Source organism: Blautia sp. HCP3S3_B11, assembly GCF_052064435.1.
In the GTDB taxonomy this organism is placed as follows: domain Bacteria; phylum Bacillota; class Clostridia; order Lachnospirales; family Lachnospiraceae; genus Blautia_A.
This window is the reverse complement of record NZ_JBQHVP010000008.1, coordinates 21,789-40,942: the sequence shown is the minus strand read 5'-3', so window position 1 is coordinate 40,942 and position 19,154 is coordinate 21,789. Positions and strand designations below refer to the sequence as shown.

The following is a 19,154-nucleotide window of genomic DNA, read 5'->3' as shown; positions in this document are numbered from 1 at the left end:
AAAGCTGGGATAACATCATAAAATATAGTTGAAGAAGTATGAATAAGAGAAGATAAGCCACACTAATAAAGGAGGTGTTTTTATGGCAACTTCAAGTATCACTAAGAATTTTATCATATCCGGTCAGAAACAGGTGGAGATGTTTGCTGATGCGATTGAAGCATCTGCCAAAAACCGTCCTGTACGTGTTCCGGTATCCGCAAGGGAAATAACGGAAGAAGCGGAATTGATAGAATTTATGGAAAAATGGGAGAAGGCAAATGTTGGAAACAAATAAATTTTCTGTTATCAACATACGGCGATATCTCAATAGTGATAACCCAAAACTCGGAGAGAGCAGGCTTCTTCAAGTTCTCTCCGGTTTTTCTTGTCCGAAGAACCCGGATGTTGAACGCTTTCTAAAGAAAAGCTCCATAGAATTTACAAAAAAGAACCAGTCTGTTACATATCTTGTCTTTGATGTAAGCAGCATGGAATTGGTAGGATATTTTACCATAGCATTGAAGCCGCTGACAGTCAGAGGTGAAACAGTAAGTAATACAGTTAAAAAGAAGCTGATGCGTGTCAGTGAGCTGGACGAACAGTCACAAACATATACAATGTCAGCATATTTAATTGCGCAGCTTGGAAAGAATTTCAAAAATGGAGCAGAAAAAAAGATTACTGGTGAGGAATTGCTTGAACTTGCTTGGGACATTGTTGAAAAGATGCAGTACATGGGTGGTGGAATGGTAACCTTTCTGGAAGCAGAGAACAGTGAGAGGTTGCTGTCATTCTATCAGGCGAACCGTTTCCAGACATTTGATACCCGGCAGACCGCAACGGATTCGGAAGAACCTCATGAGCTTGTGCAGCTTTTAAGGTTGCTCTAAAAGCAAACTAAATATTAACCATAAAGGTGTATGGAAAAAGAGAAATCAAGTCCATACACTTTTTTTAATTTTGAGATACCGTCTTGTGAATTTACAGGGCGGTATTTTTGCGTTTGAAAAGGAGAAAAATTATGGCAGACGAAAGAACAGAAAAACAAAAAGTACAGGAAATCACAGACAAGCTGGAGGAAGGGTTAAAGGAACTATTTGAGAGCGAAAAGTACAAGACTTATCTTTCCACCATGTCAAAATTTCATAATTACAGCTTTAACAACACTTTACTTATCGCCATGCAAAAGCCGGAAGCAACGCTTGTAGCTGGATATAAAGCATGGCAGAAAAATTTTGAAAGACACGTCAATAAAGGAGAAAAGGCAATCCGTATTCTTGCCCCGGCTCCTTATAAAATCAAAGAGGAACGGGATAAATTAGACCCTGTGACGGGAGAGATGATGTTTGACGAAAACGGTATGCCTCAAAAGGAGCAGGTAGAGGTCACGATTCCGGCGTTTCGTGCTGTGTCTGTATTTGATGTATCGCAGACAGACGGAAAGCCAATTCCGGAACTGGAAGCACAGGAGTTGTTATCTACAGTGGAGGGATATGAGGACTTTGTGCAGGCACTTATGAATGTTGCCCCGGTTCCTATTGGCTTTGAGGATATTCCAGGCGATTCCAAAGGATATTTCCATACAGAGGAAAAGCGGATTGCGGTGCAGGAGAATATGAGCGAGAGCCAGACTTTAAAGACAATGGTTCATGAGGTAGCTCATTCCATGCTACATAATAAGGAAATCAATCGGGATGATTTGATGGAAGTACCTGCAAAAGACAGAAATACAAAAGAAGTAGAAGCAGAAAGCGTTGCCTATACGGTATGCCAGCATTTTGGCATAGATACCTCTGATTATTCCTTTGGTTATATTGCAGGGTGGAGCAGTGGCAAGGATATGAAGGAACTGAAATCTTCCCTGGACACCATACGAAAGACAGCATCGGAGCTTATTACAGGAATTGAAGGAGCGTTACAGGAATTGCAGCTAAATCGTGCCATAGAGAAGGAACAGAGTAAAGAGTGTATCCTGCTGATACAGAATGAGGATTTGACGGAGTTCAGCCTTGTCAATGTCCGTGGAATGGATACGCAGGAGCTTGTGGCTGCTCTTACTAACATGAGTGAGGATGATAAACTCAGTATACAGGCATACTTGGAAAGTAAAGGTGCATGGACTACAGAGCTTGGCAATGAGAAATCAAGAGAATTTGAGGAATACCACCTTGATGTTCGTTACAATTTTGATACGGATGAGATTACTGATGTAAAAGCAAAAATGACTGAACAGATTGACAGTAACCTTTCTGTGATGGGACAGGCAGAGAAGCTTATCAATCAGTTGGAAGCGGAGAAAACCATATTTACATCAGATGAGAGTAACTTGATTGTAAATTATGCTTATAAGCTCGATGATATGAATAAGACAAGGGAGCTTGCAGAAAAACTGGCATATCAGCTTGAGTATGCACAGCAGGATGTGGGTCTGACTATCATAGATGCACAGGCAGAGATTGATGCACTTCCAGACCCGATGATTGGTTTGTCTGAAATGCGTGAGTACGGTTATACATGGAATGAAATGCTACCACTGACGCAGGAGAAAGCATTGGAATTGTTTGACCATGATTTGCCCGTGTATCTGTTACACAATGATGGTTCGGAAACCACGGTAGAAGATAGAAAACAGATTACGGAGCATGAAGGAATTTTTGGCATTGAAAAAGGTGATTGGGAAAATGAAAGAAAACTTCGTTCTATGCAGGCTGAACTTTCGGACAATGAAATAAATAAAGAAGCAAAGCTTTTGTACGGCAGTTCTGACAAGTACGGTATTTATCAGTTGAAGCATAATCCGGAATTAGATCATTTGCGGTTTGAGGGCACAGAGTCTTTAAAGCGTATGGGTATTACAAAGGACAATTTTGATGCTATCAAGCCAGAAAATTATGAACTGATTTATGTAGGAAATCTGTCTGAACTGCAAGAGCAGACAGAGGGCGAAATGCTGGAAGCAATCTATGAGAAATTCAATATAGACCACCCGGAAGATTACAGAGGGCATTCCCTGTCTGTCAGTGATATTGTGGTCCTGCATCAGAATGGGAAAAACAGTGCTCATTTTGTGGATTCCTTTGGATTTACCGGACTTTCTGATTTTATGCAGACTTTGGAGGGAGTAAAAGAGCAGGAAGCGGAGATTGACACCTCTGGACAGGATGTCCAGAAGTCAGAGCCGGAGAAACAGGAGCTGGAGACTTCGGACAACACGTTGGAAGATGGGGATGAAATCATTGACCTTGGTGATGAAAAGGAACAGGTGCTTGCAGATATGAAGAAATCCTTGGAGATTGGGGAAGAAACCGAGCTTGCCTTTCAGATTGCAGACCGCTATATCAGTATCCAAGAGGTGGATGGAGGCTATGATTATTCCATTATGGGAGCCGATTATAAGGAGATTGACGGTGGAGTTTATGACAATCCGGATGTGACAATTAGGGAGGCACTGACAGACATCATAGATGATTTGAAATCCGCTCCAGACCATAACGGAGCGAAAGGGAGTATTAAGGAAAAGGATGAGCTGATACCGATTGATTATGATGGATTGATGGAAAAGGTTGAGGAAGCCAATGAAGTTGTACCAAAAAATCAAGAGAGCAGCATCATAGCAGATTTCAGGGCAAAGACCAATGAAATGTTCCATGACATTAGTGAAATGAATCCGGCAGAAATAGAAGAAACGATAAAATGCCATGTACAGGCAAAGATTGATGAGTATGATATTGATGCCACAATCATTGATGCTGTTGTTGTAGGAAGCAGGTGTAGAGGTTTGGAGAAGGACAGCTCTGATCTTGATGTGGTAGTGGAACTTTCTACGAATGAGAGAGAGGATGACTTATTCAATGCGTTTAATGAGGACGGGTTACATATCGGTGAGGTAAAGGTTGACATCAATCCGATTACTGCCCAACGTACCGGGACACTGGAAACGTATCTGCCACAGGCTGAGAAGTATCTGGAGAGCATCCGGCAGGAAAGGGAGCAGGAGCTGACACAACAGATGCATACACAGGGCGAAATGAAGAAAGAAGAGGTTGAAGTAACATTGATGGTATCCGAGTGTGGAGAATTTCATAATTTGGGAGAATTTTATGAGAATATTCCCACAGTAGAGGAGGCAATCGCTATCTGGAAACAGATACCGCCAGAACAAATGCATGGCATTCCTGCAATCGGCATCAATGTTCACAGACCGGGAGAAGAAAACTATATGGATGACGAAGTTGACCTGTTATCGGGTAACCGGATTGATCTGGAGATATTAGAACATATCCCAAGTATAACCGGTGAACCGAAGGCTATGGAAGTCATTGCAGAGCTTGTAGCAAAGCTGCCTGAAATGGAGATAGATGGTGTCATGTCTGAAGATATGGAAGCAAAGGTATGGGAGAAACGTATGCCGGATTTGACACCTGCAGAACAGCTTGCTGTGGAAATTGACCGTTTCAGCCATGATTATGATATTTATTCCTACCGCAACAACAACCCAAATATGACGGAAAGCGTGTCAGAGATTTCCGAGATGATAGTTCAAGGGAATACGGAGCCTATTACAGACTGGTTGAACGAGGTTATTTCCGAGGGAGCTTTGCCAGACGAAATGCAAAGGGCAAAAGTATTGCTGGAAAAATTGGCTGAATACAAGCCTCTTGCCAAGATTGAAGAAATGGAAGAACAAAATTATAACATGATTGACAATGTGCTGAATAATGGTGCAGAGAAAGCACAGAGGGAAGCAAACAAGAAGAATCAGGAACAATCTGCGGTAAAAGTTTCCTTAAAAGCTAGATTGGCTGAGAAAAAAGCACAGGTGGAAGGTTGTGGACAGGAACATGAAGTACAGGAAAATACAAAGAAAAATCAGAGGGAGATATAAGCGATGAATAATAAATTTACAGTAGAAGAAGTTAATTTAATCTGCATTTTTGAGTGTAAGAGCAGGACAAAGGTTATAAGTGATATTAAAAAAGCGATTAAGCATTTGGATGATGGTGAAATGGTAGAATTGTCAAATCGGGTAGTTGCCAAGTTGAATAATATGACAGATAAAGAATTCGCAGTGATGGAGTTTGTAGTAACGGAATAGAAATAGTTTTGCTGGCAGAGCATGGAAATGCATGTGTTTTGCCAGCATAAATTATATTAGCTTGACACAAAAATATTACGGGTGTAATATTTAACACGAGAGAATTTTTTTTAGTTTAAAATCTTACAAGTGTAATATTAAAGGTGAGTAGGAAATATATTTTGTAAAGAACGGAGGTTAGACAAAGGTGAAGCGTAGAGTAAGAAGGAAAAAGAAACAAAGAACGACAATTTGTTTGAAGGTATTTGTGTTGGGAATAACGTTTATTGGAGCTATTGTATGTATTGGCATTTTGTATAGAAAGCAAAATACATTGGTTTCTCCAGAAGAACTTTTAGTTGAATATATGAATCATATTCCAAAGCAGGAGTATGAAGAAATGTATGCGATGTTAAACATTGAAGCATCAAGAAATATAAGTCAGGATGATTTTGTAAAGCGAAATTCGGCTATTTATGAAGGTATTGAAGTGGACAATATGGAGATTGAAGTTACAGCATATGATGAGGAACGAAAAGCAGTAACTTATCAAACTTCTTTTGATACGGTAGCAGGTAATATCAGTTTTGAAAATGAGGCAATTTTTCAGAAGGACGAAGAGGGATATGAGTTGGTATGGGACGATTCACTGATCTTTCCGAAATTAGGTTCAACAGACAAGGTAAAGATTTCTACCACGCAGGCAAATCGAGGGGATATTTTGGATAGAAATGGGCGGGTTCTTGCCGGAAAAGGCGTTGCATCTTCGGTTGGAATTGTACCGGGAAAATTGGAAGATAGAGATGAAGCTATTCAGCAAATAGCAGAGTTGTTGGAAATTGAACCAGAAGTGATTGAAAAGATACTGTCTGCAAAGTGGGTAAAAGAAGATTCCTTTGTACCAATTAAAACGATTCCTAAAGTGGCAGAAATTGAGTTAATGAAAATCGAGCCGGATGAAGAGGTGTTGAAAGAGAATGAAAGACAAAAAAAATTGCTTGAAATTCCGGGAGTGATGATATCTGACACTGAGGTGCGAGAGTATCCATTAGGTGAGGCAGCTGCGCATTTAGTAGGTTATGTACAGAGTGTTACCGCAGAAGATTTAGAGAACCATGCGGGAGAGGGATATACAGCCAATAGCGTAATGGGTAAAAGCGGAATGGAAGGTTTATTTGAAAAAGAACTGAAAGGACAAAACGGCTGCGACATTTATATTGTAGATTCTAATGGGAACAAGAAAGCGGAACTTGCGAGCATATTTGTACAGGATGGAAAGGACATACAACTAACTATAGATGCTGAACTTCAGAGGTCATTATATGAGCAGTTTAAAGAAGATAAAAGTTGTTCTGTAGCGATGAACCCGTATACAGGAGAAGTTTTGGCTTTGGTCAGTACACCGTCCTATGATAATAATGATTTCATCATGGGGTTATCTAATGAACAGTGGACTGCACTGAACGAGGACGAGAATAAGCCGATGTATAATCGCTTTCGACAGGTATGGTGTCCTGGATCGACTTTCAAACCGATAATTGCAGCAATTGGGTTGGAATCAGAAGCAATTGATCCGATGGAGGACTATGGAAATGAAGGGTTAAGTTGGCAAAAAGATTCTTCATGGGGGTCTTATTGTGTGACTACACTTCATACATATGAACCTGTCATTTTAGAGAATGCATTAATTTATTCAGATAATATTTATTTTGCAAAAGCTGCATTAAAAATTGGTACAGAAGAGATGGAAAGCTCATTGACGGAACTGGGATTTAATGAAGAGATTCCATTTGATATTAAGATGGCAAAATCACAATACTCTAATACAGAAAACATTGAAACGGAAATACAATTAGCAGACAGTGGTTATGGACAAGGACAGGTTTTGGTAAATCCTTTGCATATGGCATGTATCTATTCTGCTTTCTGTAATGAGGGAAATATCATTAAACCTTATTTGGTTTATCAGAATGAAGCAGCTGTCACGTATTGGATGCCGGGAGCATTTTCTAAGGAAACAGCAAACCGGGTATTAGAAGGAACAAAAAGAGTTGTGAATGATTCTCATGGAACCGGATATGCAGCCCATCGGGATGATATTGTTTTGGCTGGAAAGACAGGTACCGCAGAGATTAAGGCATCGAAGGATGATACTTCGGGGACGGAACTGGGATGGTTTGCTATTTATACGACAGATAATACAGTGGAACACCCTATATTGATTATCAGCATGGTAGAGGATGTAAAAGGAAGAGGAGGAAGTGGCTATGTCGTTAAAAAGGATAGTGCAGTTTTGGAGGAGTGGTTTCATAGTAATTAGCATTATGACGTTGCTTAGCGTTTCTGGGTGTAGTGATATATCTTCGGAAGAAGTACCTTTTGTAGATAGTGAAGATGAGGTACAAGTTCAACAGCAGAATACGAAGGAAAATGAAGAGGAGATTATAAATACTTGTTTGCATCTTTATGAAAATGCAGCAGAGGAAAACAAGATTGCTGATTTAGAAGTGGTTCGCAGTATTGTAAATCAGTTTGGGGAAAATGGGTATTCCGCTGTTGACAGTAAAAACCAAGTTGATATGACCCAAGCGGATCAGGTAGTAGAATTTTGTGAGATTGTAGAGACACAGGGAGAAGCTGAAATAACAATTATTGAAGTTGGTTATTCAGGGGGATTTGTCAAATATGATTTGAATACAAAAGATGGAAAAGTCAATGTGGTCAATACCTGTTATAAATATGAAAACGGAAATATGCAAAGAGAGGCTACAATAAGCTATCAGGCTGAAAATTGGAGCTATACAAAAGAAGGATATCTTATGTTTTCAGGGGTCTGGTTCTCAGAAGAATTATATCTTCTTACATTAAGTGGAGCAGAGGAGCATACCGCATTACGAGTTCAGCCATTGGATGAAACATACCGGGAGTTGAGTCGGAAATATCTTCTTTCAATCGGATTTGAACAGAATAATATGTTTCTTGTAGATTGGAGTGAGGATGATTTTGGAGAATTGAATTTCTACGATATGTTTGACCTGCTCTATCCAAAAGTTTATGGGACAAATATTCCTTATGTTGCAGATGACAATTTGGGAGTTGGCGCTGTTTATCAAATACCCAAGGATGATTTTGAGCGTGTTATCCTGCCCTATTTCAATATTGATAGTGAAACATTGCAATCCAAAACCATCTATAATGCAGAGGATAAAACATATGAATATAAACCGAGAGGATTTGAGGAAGTAGAGTATCCGGAATACCCATATTCAGAGGTAATCGGATTCACAGAAAACGGTGATGGAACACTTACTCTGACAGCCAATGTGGTGTTTCCGTATGTGGGGGATTCTAAAGTATATGCACATGAGGTTGTAGTTCGTCCTTTAGAGAATGGAGGAGTACAGTATGTGTCTAACCGAATTATACCATCAGAGGATAATTGTGAGGAAACATGGCATACACCTCGCCTGACAGCGAAGGAATGGGATGAAATATATGGAGGTAAATGATGGAAGATGTGAAATGGCTGTTTAGAAAGTGCGGATTTCCAATTTTGATATTCTTGTTTGTTGTTATAGTTGGTACGGTCTGTTGGGAAAAATTGAAAACGGAGAAACCTCAAAATGTAGCAGAGGAAGTATGGGAACCTCCTGTAGAAATCGAGAACAGCGAAGAGGTATCGGTAGAGGAAGCAGATACGGAATCTTCTATGGAGTCTGTATATTGGTTCGTGCCTCAATCTGAGGAGTGTTTAATTACAGATGAGGAAAAGAAAGAATTACAAAGTATGGTATTATCAGCAGCTGAATCAGTCAGTGAAATATATGTGGATATAGTAATTTCAGATGCACCAAACTATTCTTCTGGTATTAGTGACTTCACTGGCGAACAGCGAAAAGTTGTTGTAGAACACTTGGGCAGTAAAGGATTGGTGAGTGTAGAAGAAGATACTTATATGCAAAATTCAGAACTAATTGAGAATTTTTATTCAGATTATTTGAATGGTCAAGATTCGATGATTACAGTGTTTGAGGTAGAGAAAGATGGATTGATTGGAGCAGTAACCTTTATTTATCGGAAAGGAAAGTTACAGAACTATTATATTGGGGTTCGATGGAAGCAAGGCGGAGTGCCCGAAATACAAGGAACTTCTGTAAGTGATGTGGCTGAAATAAAACTGACAGAAAAAGGATATTTTATCTATGCCTATAAAGAAGTTATGGCTCATGCAAGTCTAAGGCAGTATTGGAGGATAAAACCTCTTTCCGAAAGATGCAGAGAACTAACTGAGAAATACATTTCGGGATTAAGCTATGTAAATTATAATATGCTCGTTGTAAACTGGGATAGCAGCAATGTGGAAGACATATTGATGCCATGTATGTTTGAAGATATTTATCGTATTCACACGGGTGAAAATTTAAAAACTGAAGATTGGAAGATTCCAGCAAAAGAATATGAGAATATAATGACCATTTATTTTCCGGTATCTGTAGAACAATTAAGGAAAAATTGTAAATATGACGAGAGTAGTAATAGCTATGAGTATGAAATGATTTACGCCAGTCCATATCCACCTTTCGGGGAAGTTGTTGACTATACGGAAAATGCGGATGGAACGATTACACTTATCGTGGACGGAGTATGGCCGGATTACAATTCTGACCTTGCTTTTAGAAATAAGATTGTAGTTCAGCCTTTTGGAGATGGGACTTTCAGATATCTTTCTAATTCTATAGAGCAAATAGAATTGGAACTACCACCTATAGCAAGAAGGAAAGGGTGACATTATGGAATTAAGCAAAAAATACTTTATAGTGCTTATAATATTTATAATCGGGTACTTCATATGTGCATGTGGAAAAGAAGATAATAATGCAAGTGAATCACTTGTAGAAGATACAAAAGAATCAGCTTATATTGAGAAAACAAAAGGGGCTGAGGAAGAAGCGGCAGAGCAATGGTCAAAAGGCTATGACCTTCCTGTGGATGAACAGGAAGCGAAAGAAGCTGAGAATGATTGCATAGCGATGATTGAACTTATCTCTGATATTTATGAAGGGGCAGATAAAGGTTCGGCATCCAATGTTGTATTGAGTGATAAGATAGTCTTTGAAATGCAAAAAAAACTGGCAGAGACGAAATGTTCAATTACAACATTGATAACATACTCAAATATGGAAAATTATGAAAATGTGGACGATTTTCTTACTGAGAGTATGGAAGGAAAACGTGGTTCTGTAGTAGTTTATGAGATACATAGTGATGGTGGAATAGGTAGAATAAAATACATTTATGATGGAACGGATATGTATGTTGTAAGTGCAAGATGTGGGTGGGATGATAATAACAAGCCGGGAATGTACTATATATCTTACACCAGAATAAAAGAGTGGAAATATACAGATAAAGGATGGTTCTGCTATGAGTTATGTGTGCCAGAACCGCCAGAGGTCAGTGAAATTATGGATGGAAGCTGCCTAGTCAGAGTAAAGCCAATGACAGAGGAACAGCGTGAAATGTCTGAAAAATGTGTGAGAGGTCTTGGTTATCAAGGCAATAACGTTTTATGCTCTAATTGGGATTATAATCATATGGAGAAATTAGATTACAACGGAATGTATGAATATCTGTATGCAATGAAATATCAGAAAGCGTTTAATTCAGAGGATTATCCGGATGGAATACCAAAAGAGGAATTTGAGAGTTTGATTATGGAGTATCTCCCTGTAACAGCAGAGCAGATACGGGAGTACGCAGAATTTGATGATGAAAACCAGACATATTATTGGGTGCGACTTGGATGTTTTAATTATGCACCTACTTTCTTTGGAACTTCCCTTCCGGAGGTTGTCGATATCAAAGATAACGAAGATGGGACAGTCACGTTAACTGTGGAGGCGGTTTGTGATATGGTTATTTGCGATGATGCGGTCATAACCCATGAACTTACGGTAAGGTTTGCAGAGGATGGCAGTTTTCAGTATTTAGGGAATCAAATTCTGAATGATGGAATTAAGCAGATTCCAGATTATCAATATCGTATCAATGTGAATTAAGGAGGCAGAGTATGAAAAAAACAAAAATAGCGGGGATATGCTTGATTGTTTTGATACTTGCAGCATTTGTATCGGTTCCTGTTTACAATAATTACTGTGCATATAATGTAGAGAAAATGTTGTGTGAAACACCTTTGCCAGAACAGACAGAATTGATAGAAGCTATATCAAAGGCAGGAAAGCTGACGGGAAACGGAAATGGGATGCAATATTTCGGGGCAATTCTAATCAAGAGTGAATTGTCTTTGGAAGAATTGGATGCTTACTATTCAGAGTACAGGAGTAATGGATGGGAATATCTTGTGGAAGTTCAGGAAGGGCAGTCTGTTGAGATGCTTGAACACGGTGGACTACAATTTTCAGAAGAAATAAAGGGCAACAGTTATTATATTGTATATTCGTGGGGAAGTGGAAATTCTTTATTGAGGGAATTGGATATACGTGGACACTAAAATGGATTGGAGATGATACTGATTATGAAGAAATATTTCAAAGTTATTATTTGTTTTATAGGTTTAGTTTGTGCGATGATTTTAATTTTGGGGATATCCTTTTCTTATATTACAAATTATAAGAAGATAACTATTGATACCTCGAATTCGCCAGATAGAAAATACGAATTGACACTTCAGGCAGTCGGAGAACCAGACTGGCCTTTTGGTTCAGCAAGTGGACGATTAGTCCTTATGGAAAGCAAAGATAAGATATCTCAAACAGATTTTGAATTGGACAATGACGGTGGAAGCATCACCAGTAGTTGTTGGAAAGTTACATGGTATGAGGACTATGTAGAAGTAATCCTGTCAGGCGAAGAACAATTTGATGAGCAAGTCATTTTATATTTTGATGGTACGGTAGATATGAAACAGTTGCCTAATACAGAAGTTGCAGAGCAAGAAAATGATACATCTGTTGAATATACCACGAAGCCTGATAGCATTGATCTGGGAGAATCAAATCAAAAAAATATTACAGAGCAGGTAGATAAAGCGAAAAAAGCAGAAAGCTGGACAATGGATGAAAGTAATGGAACCATGTATTTCTTTTTGGATGAACAGAATGGATGGCGTTTAGTGGTAGTAGATGCGGCTGCTGGAAGTAGATTTTACGTTATGGAACGGACTGCTGATGGCGGTGATACTTGGGAGCGAATTAACGAAGATCCTTTTGATAATCAAGCAGGCGTTGCTGAAGGGGTGATGTTTTTGGATGATAATTTTGGAATTGCAGGACTTGCAGGTGCATCTCAGTCTGATTCTACACTATATATTACAAAAGATGGAGGAAGATCATTTGGTGAGATAAAATTGCCAATGAGTACGGTTACTGAATTACCAGAATCTGCAAAAGAATATGGATTTACAGTAGAGGATTATGATTATTTAAATATGCCTCAAATAGGTGCTACAACATTGATAATAATGGTTACAACAGATAAAGTGGAGAACGATGGAATTGTATTTGAATCAGAAGATGGTGGAGACACATGGAAATATAGAGGGGTAACTCAAAATTAGTAGTATTATTATAAATTGGGTAAAGGTTCAGTGGTATTGGCCTTTACCCAATTTTTTCCATGATAATAGAAAGTTAGCTGTACAGGAGATACTTTATTGTGTCCAGATATTCATGTCAGATAATATAGACATGGTTATTTCAGCAGCATTACTTCCGGTAGCGTTGTTATCGGCTCCAATATTAGTAGCAAAAAAGTATGTATTATTTACGATTTCGATATAGCCGATAAACCAGCCATTCACATCTTGTCCACCTACACGTCCGGTTCCTGTTTTTCCGTAGAATTTTCCAGTATTGGAAGAGGAAAGGCAGATGGAGTCTTTTACAGCATTGATATTTTCAGAAGAAAAACCTAAGCTATTGTTTTGCAGTTTCATCAAAAGTTCAACTTGCTCCACTGGGGAAATCTTTAAGGAGGATTCCAGCCAATAAGTGGAGAGATCGCCACTCACATTTTCATTTCCATATCCGATTTGCTGAATATAGTTGTAAATGTTAGTGGATGCAAGTTGTTCGTCTATTGATTGGAAATACCAGTTAACAGAGGATGTCATCGCAGACTGTAAGGTCTGATCAGCGTTCCATGCTTCAAACGGATAGCTTTCTCCATTCCATGCAATAAAGGAATCTTCTGGTGTAATGACACCTTCTTCCAATCCAAATAAAGCATCATATATCTTGTAAGTGGAATCCGGCGCAACTCGTAGCGTAGCATGTTCTATATCATGTATGCTCCAGGCATCATTTCCCAGATCGTATAAAACAAAGCTTCCTTCGTATTTTCCAAAGTATTTAGAAAAATCTACATATGAAATATTTTCTGAGGAAGATTTCCATTGGTAGTGACTTTCGTCCGCTGCATATGTAGAAATAAAAGGTGTAAGTCCCATTATTAGAACTGTGGTCAGTATAAAAGCAGTCATGCCTTTTAACTTCTTGTAAAACGTTGGTTTCTCATAAGAAGCGATGTTGATAATGCGACGCTTTATTTGTTTCATGTTTCCGCTAAGGTTGGCGGCAAATGGAAAAGGAGAAAAGGAGACCTTTTCTATAAAGTTGATCAGCGTATTTCCGTAATCCTCATAATCGTCCTCTTCAAGCATTTTTAGAACAGAAGTGTCACAGGCAACTTCTCTGTCATTACGCATTTCTCTTAGTGCAAACCAGACAAAGGGGTTAAACCAATAAAGCACTCCGGCAAAGTTCATAAGATAATTGGCAATAGCATCTTTGTGCTTATAGTGCTGCAGTTCGTGTAACAGTATGTACCGCATATCGGATTCGTTGTAATCAGAGATCAGATGAATCGGCAGATAAATACATGGTTTCAAAAGTCCCACAATAATCGGAGATTTCAAAAATGCAGTACTGTAGATAGGGATATTTCTGTGAATTCCCATTTCCTCCAAACATCGATAATATAGTCTGCGTACTTCTGGGTTCTGAAGGGGAAGTGCAGATTTCTCCAAATTGCGTAGGCGGAGTGAGGATTTGATTACTAATATGATCATTGCAAAAATGCCTACAATCCATATCCCCAATAATATGTATCCGGCAATGGATGGTGTCTCGCTATTTACAGAAAGTGCGAAATCATTCATCCAGTCTGTATTTCCGATTGGATGAATTCCGACAGCTTCTCCCATAGCAGTTGCGGCACTAGAAGCAGGAGAGCTTCTTAAGCTACCAAGCCACGAGAAGATTTGTGGAAATCCGATGAGACGGAACGGTATAAAGGGAACTGCCAGCAACCCAAGAAGCAGGAACCACAGATTATACTGCATCCGGCTGGACAGGTTGTTTCTAAATACCCATTTGGCTATCAAAAGAATTCCAACGATACCGCTGATAAATACATTGCATAATAAAAAGCGTATCATGAAATTAGCCATGTTAATCGCCTCCTTTTTTCCCTCTCTTGGAAAGAAGAGAGCGAAGCGTTTCTATCTCTGTTTCGGATAATTTGTCATTTTCAATGTAGGCAGACAACATAGCAGTGATATCCCCATCATAATAGCGATTCAGGAAGGAATTACTTTCCTGACTAATGTATTCACTTTCTTTTACTACTGGGGTGTAAACGAAAACACGACTCTGTTTTTCATAAGTGAGTACACCTTTGGTAACAAGACGCTTAATGAGTGTCTGTATCGTTTTAGGACTCCAATTTGTGGTCTGTAGTAGTCTGTCTGTGATTTCGTTGGTACTGATTGGAGCATGTTTCCATACGATTTTCATGACTTCAAATTCTGCTTCGGAAATCTGTGGTAAATCGCCCATCTAATATCCCTCCTTAAATCTTACGAATGTAATAAAATTATTATAAATGTTAGTATTCATACTGTCAATTCAAATAAATAGGTTGATTTTAAATCTTACTTATGTAATAATTAAAATATTACATAAGTAAGATTATTGAAAGGAGATAATAAGTACAAAAAATTGGAAATAAGAAACCCAATAGTTTCGCACAGCTACTATTGGGTTTATCAATAAGTAGGATTATCTTGTTTTCGCAGTAATTCAAGCAAATAGCGAACCATAGGTAATAAATCATTAGCTTCCTGTTCCGTGCAATCATTTAATAAGGTAAGGAGCTTCTGTAGATTTGGCTTCTGGTCGTTGCAATCCGGGTAGAAAATCTTGTCAGCTGGTATCTTCAAATATGTAATCAATGGATACAGCTTCTCAAATTTTGGGTTACCACGTCCGGCTTCTATGTTCAGTATGGTACGTTGATCCAGATTAAGAATTTCTGCCAGCTTTTCCTGTGAAAGACCGAGTTCTGTGCGGTATTCACGTACTGCGTTGGCAAGATTTTGTTTTATATCCTGCATTGTAATTCACCTCGATTGTAGTTTACATTACACATCGGCATGAGTGAATTGCATTGGAATACAGAGTGAATATGGAGTACAGTACATGATAAAACATAAGTGGAAAATACGAGAAAAAAGAATATCAGTAGAAAAAGTAGCAAGAACTTACTACACACATCAAGGTGTATCGTAATGAAGTTAAAAACTTCAATTCGATACACCTTTTTTGATGGGCAAAATCAGAGAGTAGTTTGGTTCTTTTCCGGTTTTCTGTCATTAGTCCGCTGAACTGACGAACTGCGGTTAAGATATTGATTCAGATTATCTAATTTTCTGTTGAGAGCATTGATTTCTTTCTCAGCAGATTTATAGGTTTTCTGTAAGGTCTCTTTCTTGGAATACAAAGAATTGTATTCGTTACGGAGCTTTTCAATATCTAGAGTTTTAGGGTTCATTCCAAGGCGTTTTAACATATTTTCTGCACCGTCATGGAGTATAAGTTCTGTTTCGTGACTTCGCAGGTAAGCATCCGGATTTTTGGATTTTTGATATCGGACATGATAGATATGATTGGTCTGATATTGCTCAGCATATTTCAAAATCTGTCCTAAATCCTTTAACTGATGCTCGGTTTCAACAAGACTGTTTCGTGCAGTTTTGGCAAGAACCGACTTAGCTGCAAGCTGTTTTTCCAACTCGGCAATGGAGCCTGTTTCACTGTAACTGCTGGCAGCAATTTTAAGGTTTTGGATGTACGCCCAGTGCTTCAGACCGGGACTTTGTTCAAACTTTTCTTCCGAGGTGTCAATGAGCTTTTTGGAAGAATAATCTTTGACAAGTTGCTTCTTTCTTGTAGGAAATGGAATACGCTTTTTAGGCTGTATCAATGCCTTTTCTTCGATCCGTTCCTTAATTCGTTCTTTGGTGTATTCCGAACCTAAAGAGTTGGCTCTGCCACGGATAAAATGCTCACAGTCAAGTGGTCGGAATGAGATATATTTTAAAGATTTTTCATCAAAGGTTTCGCCTTTTATCTCGTATCCTTTGGCACGGATAAGGTCAAGAAAGTCCTCATAAGTATCAGCAGTTTGGATGGCTTCGTCAATGTCATTTTTGAGCCTGGTTTTCCATGAGGAATTGTTTTTATTAGAGAGCCATTCCTTGTATGTTTTTCCACGCTGGTCAGATGGTGGCAGGACGGATAACTGATGCTCGGAACACAGCTCATCATTCAGATGCCGGATGTGATAGTAGGTCTTTTTACAGTCATGGTATTTCTCATGATTGATGTTATCTGCAGCACAGAAAATGATGTGGTTATGAACGTGTCCTTTGTCAATGTGGGTAGCCACAATGTAAGAGTATTTTCCTTCCAGTAGTTTGTCGGCAAGCTCTATGCCGATTTGATGAGCTTCCTTATAAGATACTTCTCCGGGCATAAATGACTGTATTAGATGAAAGGCTTTGTTTGGGTCTGCCTGATTGGTTTTTGACAGGGCAAACTTGAAATCAAAAGCAGCAGTTTCCGGACTGCATCCAAAGGAAGAAATGAGAATGCTTTCATCTGTCTTTGCAGGGTTGCAGATGTAATCTACTGCTTTATTGACGGTTGCTTGGATAGCATGGATTTTTGTGATTGCCATACCTGTTTCATCAGCTCCTTTACTTCTTTTACATCGGCTTCATAGACGTTGCCCGTGGCGTTCATACGCTTGGCAATCTGGTTTAAATTGTTCCCGATGCGAGAGAGGATTGTGTTGTATTCACGTAGGTGTTCATAGTTTACATCATAGACATATCCGTACAAAATCAGATGTCGGATAAAGACGGATTTGCTTTTCATATTGGAGGCTTTCCACTTCTGTTCTAGGATGTACTGTTCATCATCGCTAAGATATATTTTCAATTCATTTTGTCTTTCTCTTTTTGCCATTGCTTTGTCCTTTCCCTTCCTTATTTATGAAGAAGATTTTGTAATATGCCGTATCCGGCAGTGTGCTTTTTGAACGTAAAAATTCAGAAATTCCCGTGGAGTTATTACTGAGTTTTTGAGTGCAAAGGGGGTCAGGGGGATATGCCCCATGCAAGCCAATTTTCTCAAGTTTCTACTTGGAAGAAATTTGGGGAAATGGTGCCTGTGAGGGAACACAGGCAGTGCTTGCTATCTTTGGCAAATTGCCCGCAGGGAATTTGCGAGTTTTAGGCTGCATAGGCAGCCTGTCCAAAACTCATACGGGCGATACCGCCCATTTATGGACAGCGTCCGGCTGTCCGGCTTCGGAGAACGGCATAGGTAATAAAAAAACTGCCACGGTTCACAGCAGGCATCAGATGCCTGTGAAGTTCCATAGCAGTTTGTGTGTCTTTTTATGAATTTGTGATTTTATCCATAAAAGATTTTAGCAACCAGAAGCTGCAAAGTCAATAAGAGAAAGCAGGAGAGAAAAGAGTATTTATTTTGGGATAAGTTGAGTTGATTGTATCAAAAACGGTTGTGGAAAAAAGCCTGTTTTAATATGAAAGGTTTTTTCCGGTTCGTTTTTTACAATGAGATTGGAGAATTTACAGAAAGGAGGTAAAGCATGAATACGGCAGATCGCAGAGCTGAAATAATAAATATTCTGCTTGTCAGACGTCGCATTACGGCGAAAGAACTGGCAGACGAATTTAGTGTTACGGTTCGCACAATACAAAATGATATTCAGGCTTTATCTCTTGGTTTTCCAATCTATACGAAACAGGGAGGCGATGGTGGAATTTTTGTGGGAGAGAATTATAAGCCATACATGAATACGCTGACTCCTCTTGAACTGAAAGTTTTACAGGAAATGTATGAACTGGCAGAGGGGATACATAAGAAAGTTTTATTTCAGGTTATCTGCAAGTATGGACCGGATAAGCTGGAACTCTAATCTTGTCATTCCGCTAAAGCACATAATTTTTACAACACCGTTCATAGCAGACGGAAGTGTGCTTATGTGCTTTTTGGACTGATAAGTCCAGAGTTGATTTTATCCCAAATGCAGGCAGAAGCCTGTGAATGTACCTTGACAATTTCATATACAAATGCGTACAGGACGTGTGGAATATGTGGAGCCACTATGCGGACACGCCAAGAGATACCTGCTTTCTTTTATAGAGAAGGTTCATACGAAGGAATACTGAAATCTGGTATTGAAGTTAAGGTAAGTAGCGAGGGATGTCTGGCAAAATGTGTAGCAGTTGCACGGGGCAAAGATACATATTTTTGATAATGATACTTCCGGAGAAATCCGGTCAATTTGGATGACGGTGCGATACCGATGTGGGCAGAGTAATGAACTGCCACCTGTATGGATTTTTTGTTATCTGTTGATGAGAGATAGGAGCATGGGTTCCTGTTTGTCATGGGCAGATAAAGTGCTGCCTATTTTATTAGGAAAGAGGTGATAGTTGTGGAGCGAATGAAAAATGGAAAGAGGTTTGTTCGCTACAAAGAGGGAGCAGAAATGTATAGTATGTGCCAAAGCAAGTTTGAGCAGATGGCAAAGGATGCAAAGGCAATCTATAAGGTAGACAAGCTGGTGCTTGTAAACTGCGATATTTTTGAGGAATATTTGGAAACCTTCAGATTGTATGTGTGATGATTTTTATTCAAGAGATTTTGCAGTAGAAAACACTTGACTTTTCGTATACGAAAAGTATAATGGTATATAGAAGTGA

At 39.0% G+C, this 19,154-nt stretch carries 17 protein-coding genes; 12 read left to right on the top strand and 5 right to left on the bottom strand.

What is annotated here, in order from left to right; translation table 11 throughout:
* Positions 1–82 precede the first annotated feature (82 nt).
* From ACTNC0_RS07565 to ACTNC0_RS07520, 10 genes are all read left to right on the top strand, one after another.
* Positions 83–277 (top strand): hypothetical protein, encoded by a 195-nt coding sequence (locus ACTNC0_RS07565; protein ID WP_002582171.1) that lies wholly within the window; start codon positions 83–85, stop codon positions 275–277.
* Complete coding sequence (locus ACTNC0_RS07560) at positions 261–872, top strand: hypothetical protein (protein WP_002582170.1); 612 nt, start codon at positions 261–263, stop codon at positions 870–872. The genes ACTNC0_RS07565 and ACTNC0_RS07560 overlap by 17 nt, the downstream gene beginning before the upstream one ends.
* Positions 873–1,003: 131 nt before the next feature.
* The gene (locus ACTNC0_RS07555; RefSeq protein ID WP_112483092.1) at positions 1,004–4,867 is read left to right on the top strand and encodes a YodL domain-containing protein; all 3,864 of its coding nucleotides are present in this window, start codon (positions 1,004–1,006) and stop codon (positions 4,865–4,867) included.
* A 3-nt stretch (positions 4,868–4,870) separates the two neighbouring features.
* A complete protein-coding gene (locus ACTNC0_RS07550) occupies positions 4,871–5,077 on the top strand; it encodes a transposon-transfer assisting family protein (protein WP_112483090.1) in 207 nt (68 codons plus the stop codon).
* A 187-nt stretch (positions 5,078–5,264) separates the two neighbouring features.
* Positions 5,265–7,376, top strand: a complete 2,112-nt coding sequence (locus ACTNC0_RS07545; RefSeq protein WP_441086917.1) for a penicillin-binding transpeptidase domain-containing protein — start codon at positions 5,265–5,267, stop codon at positions 7,374–7,376.
* Complete coding sequence (locus tag ACTNC0_RS07540) at positions 7,324–8,565, top strand: DUF6070 family protein (RefSeq protein WP_112483086.1); 1,242 nt, start codon at positions 7,324–7,326, stop codon at positions 8,563–8,565. Before ACTNC0_RS07545 ends, ACTNC0_RS07540 begins: the two co-directional genes overlap by 53 nt.
* Positions 8,565–9,842, top strand: coding sequence for a DUF6070 family protein (locus tag ACTNC0_RS07535; RefSeq protein WP_441086916.1), 1,278 nt, complete (start codon positions 8,565–8,567; stop codon positions 9,840–9,842). The genes ACTNC0_RS07540 and ACTNC0_RS07535 overlap by 1 nt, the downstream gene beginning before the upstream one ends.
* Before the next feature lie 4 nt (positions 9,843–9,846).
* Entirely contained in the window at positions 9,847–11,115 is a 1,269-nt protein-coding gene (locus ACTNC0_RS07530) for a DUF6070 family protein (RefSeq protein ID WP_441086915.1), read from the top strand.
* 11 nt (positions 11,116–11,126) lie between these two features.
* Entirely contained in the window at positions 11,127–11,567 is a 441-nt protein-coding gene (locus ACTNC0_RS07525; protein WP_112483082.1) for a hypothetical protein, read from the top strand.
* 24 nt (positions 11,568–11,591) lie between these two features.
* Positions 11,592–12,632 (top strand): WD40/YVTN/BNR-like repeat-containing protein, encoded by a 1,041-nt coding sequence (locus ACTNC0_RS07520; RefSeq protein WP_441044372.1) that lies wholly within the window; start codon positions 11,592–11,594, stop codon positions 12,630–12,632.
* 93 nt (positions 12,633–12,725) lie between these two features.
* Here ACTNC0_RS07520 and ACTNC0_RS07515 read toward each other — a convergent pair whose 3' ends face one another.
* The 5 genes from ACTNC0_RS07515 to ACTNC0_RS07495 form a co-directional block, all read right to left on the bottom strand.
* A complete protein-coding gene (locus ACTNC0_RS07515; protein ID WP_441086914.1) occupies positions 12,726–14,525 on the bottom strand; it encodes a BlaR1 family beta-lactam sensor/signal transducer in 1,800 nt (599 codons plus the stop codon).
* 1 nt (position 14,526) lies between these two features.
* On the bottom strand, positions 14,527–14,913 hold the full coding sequence (locus tag ACTNC0_RS07510) for a BlaI/MecI/CopY family transcriptional regulator (protein WP_112483080.1): 387 nt from the start codon (positions 14,911–14,913) through the stop codon (positions 14,527–14,529).
* Between the two features lie 209 nt (positions 14,914–15,122).
* Positions 15,123–15,470, bottom strand: a complete 348-nt coding sequence (locus ACTNC0_RS07505; protein WP_112483078.1) for a helix-turn-helix transcriptional regulator — start codon at positions 15,468–15,470, stop codon at positions 15,123–15,125.
* Positions 15,471–15,691: 221 nt separating this feature from the next.
* Positions 15,692–17,095: a relaxase/mobilization nuclease domain-containing protein gene (locus ACTNC0_RS07500; protein WP_441086913.1), complete on the bottom strand. Its 1,404-nt coding sequence runs from the start codon at positions 17,093–17,095 to the stop codon at positions 15,692–15,694.
* A complete protein-coding gene (locus ACTNC0_RS07495) occupies positions 17,044–17,385 on the bottom strand; it encodes a MobC family plasmid mobilization relaxosome protein (RefSeq protein WP_112483074.1) in 342 nt (113 codons plus the stop codon). Before ACTNC0_RS07495 ends, ACTNC0_RS07500 begins: the two co-directional genes overlap by 52 nt.
* 649 nt (positions 17,386–18,034) lie before the next feature.
* Between ACTNC0_RS07495 and ACTNC0_RS07490 the strand changes: the two genes are divergently transcribed.
* On the top strand, positions 18,035–18,364 hold the full coding sequence (locus ACTNC0_RS07490; protein ID WP_002582156.1) for a helix-turn-helix transcriptional regulator: 330 nt from the start codon (positions 18,035–18,037) through the stop codon (positions 18,362–18,364).
* Positions 18,365–18,895: 531 nt separating this feature from the next.
* On the top strand, positions 18,896–19,075 hold the full coding sequence (locus ACTNC0_RS07485) for a DUF6462 family protein (RefSeq protein WP_096807433.1): 180 nt from the start codon (positions 18,896–18,898) through the stop codon (positions 19,073–19,075).
* Positions 19,076–19,154: the final 79 nt, after the last annotated feature.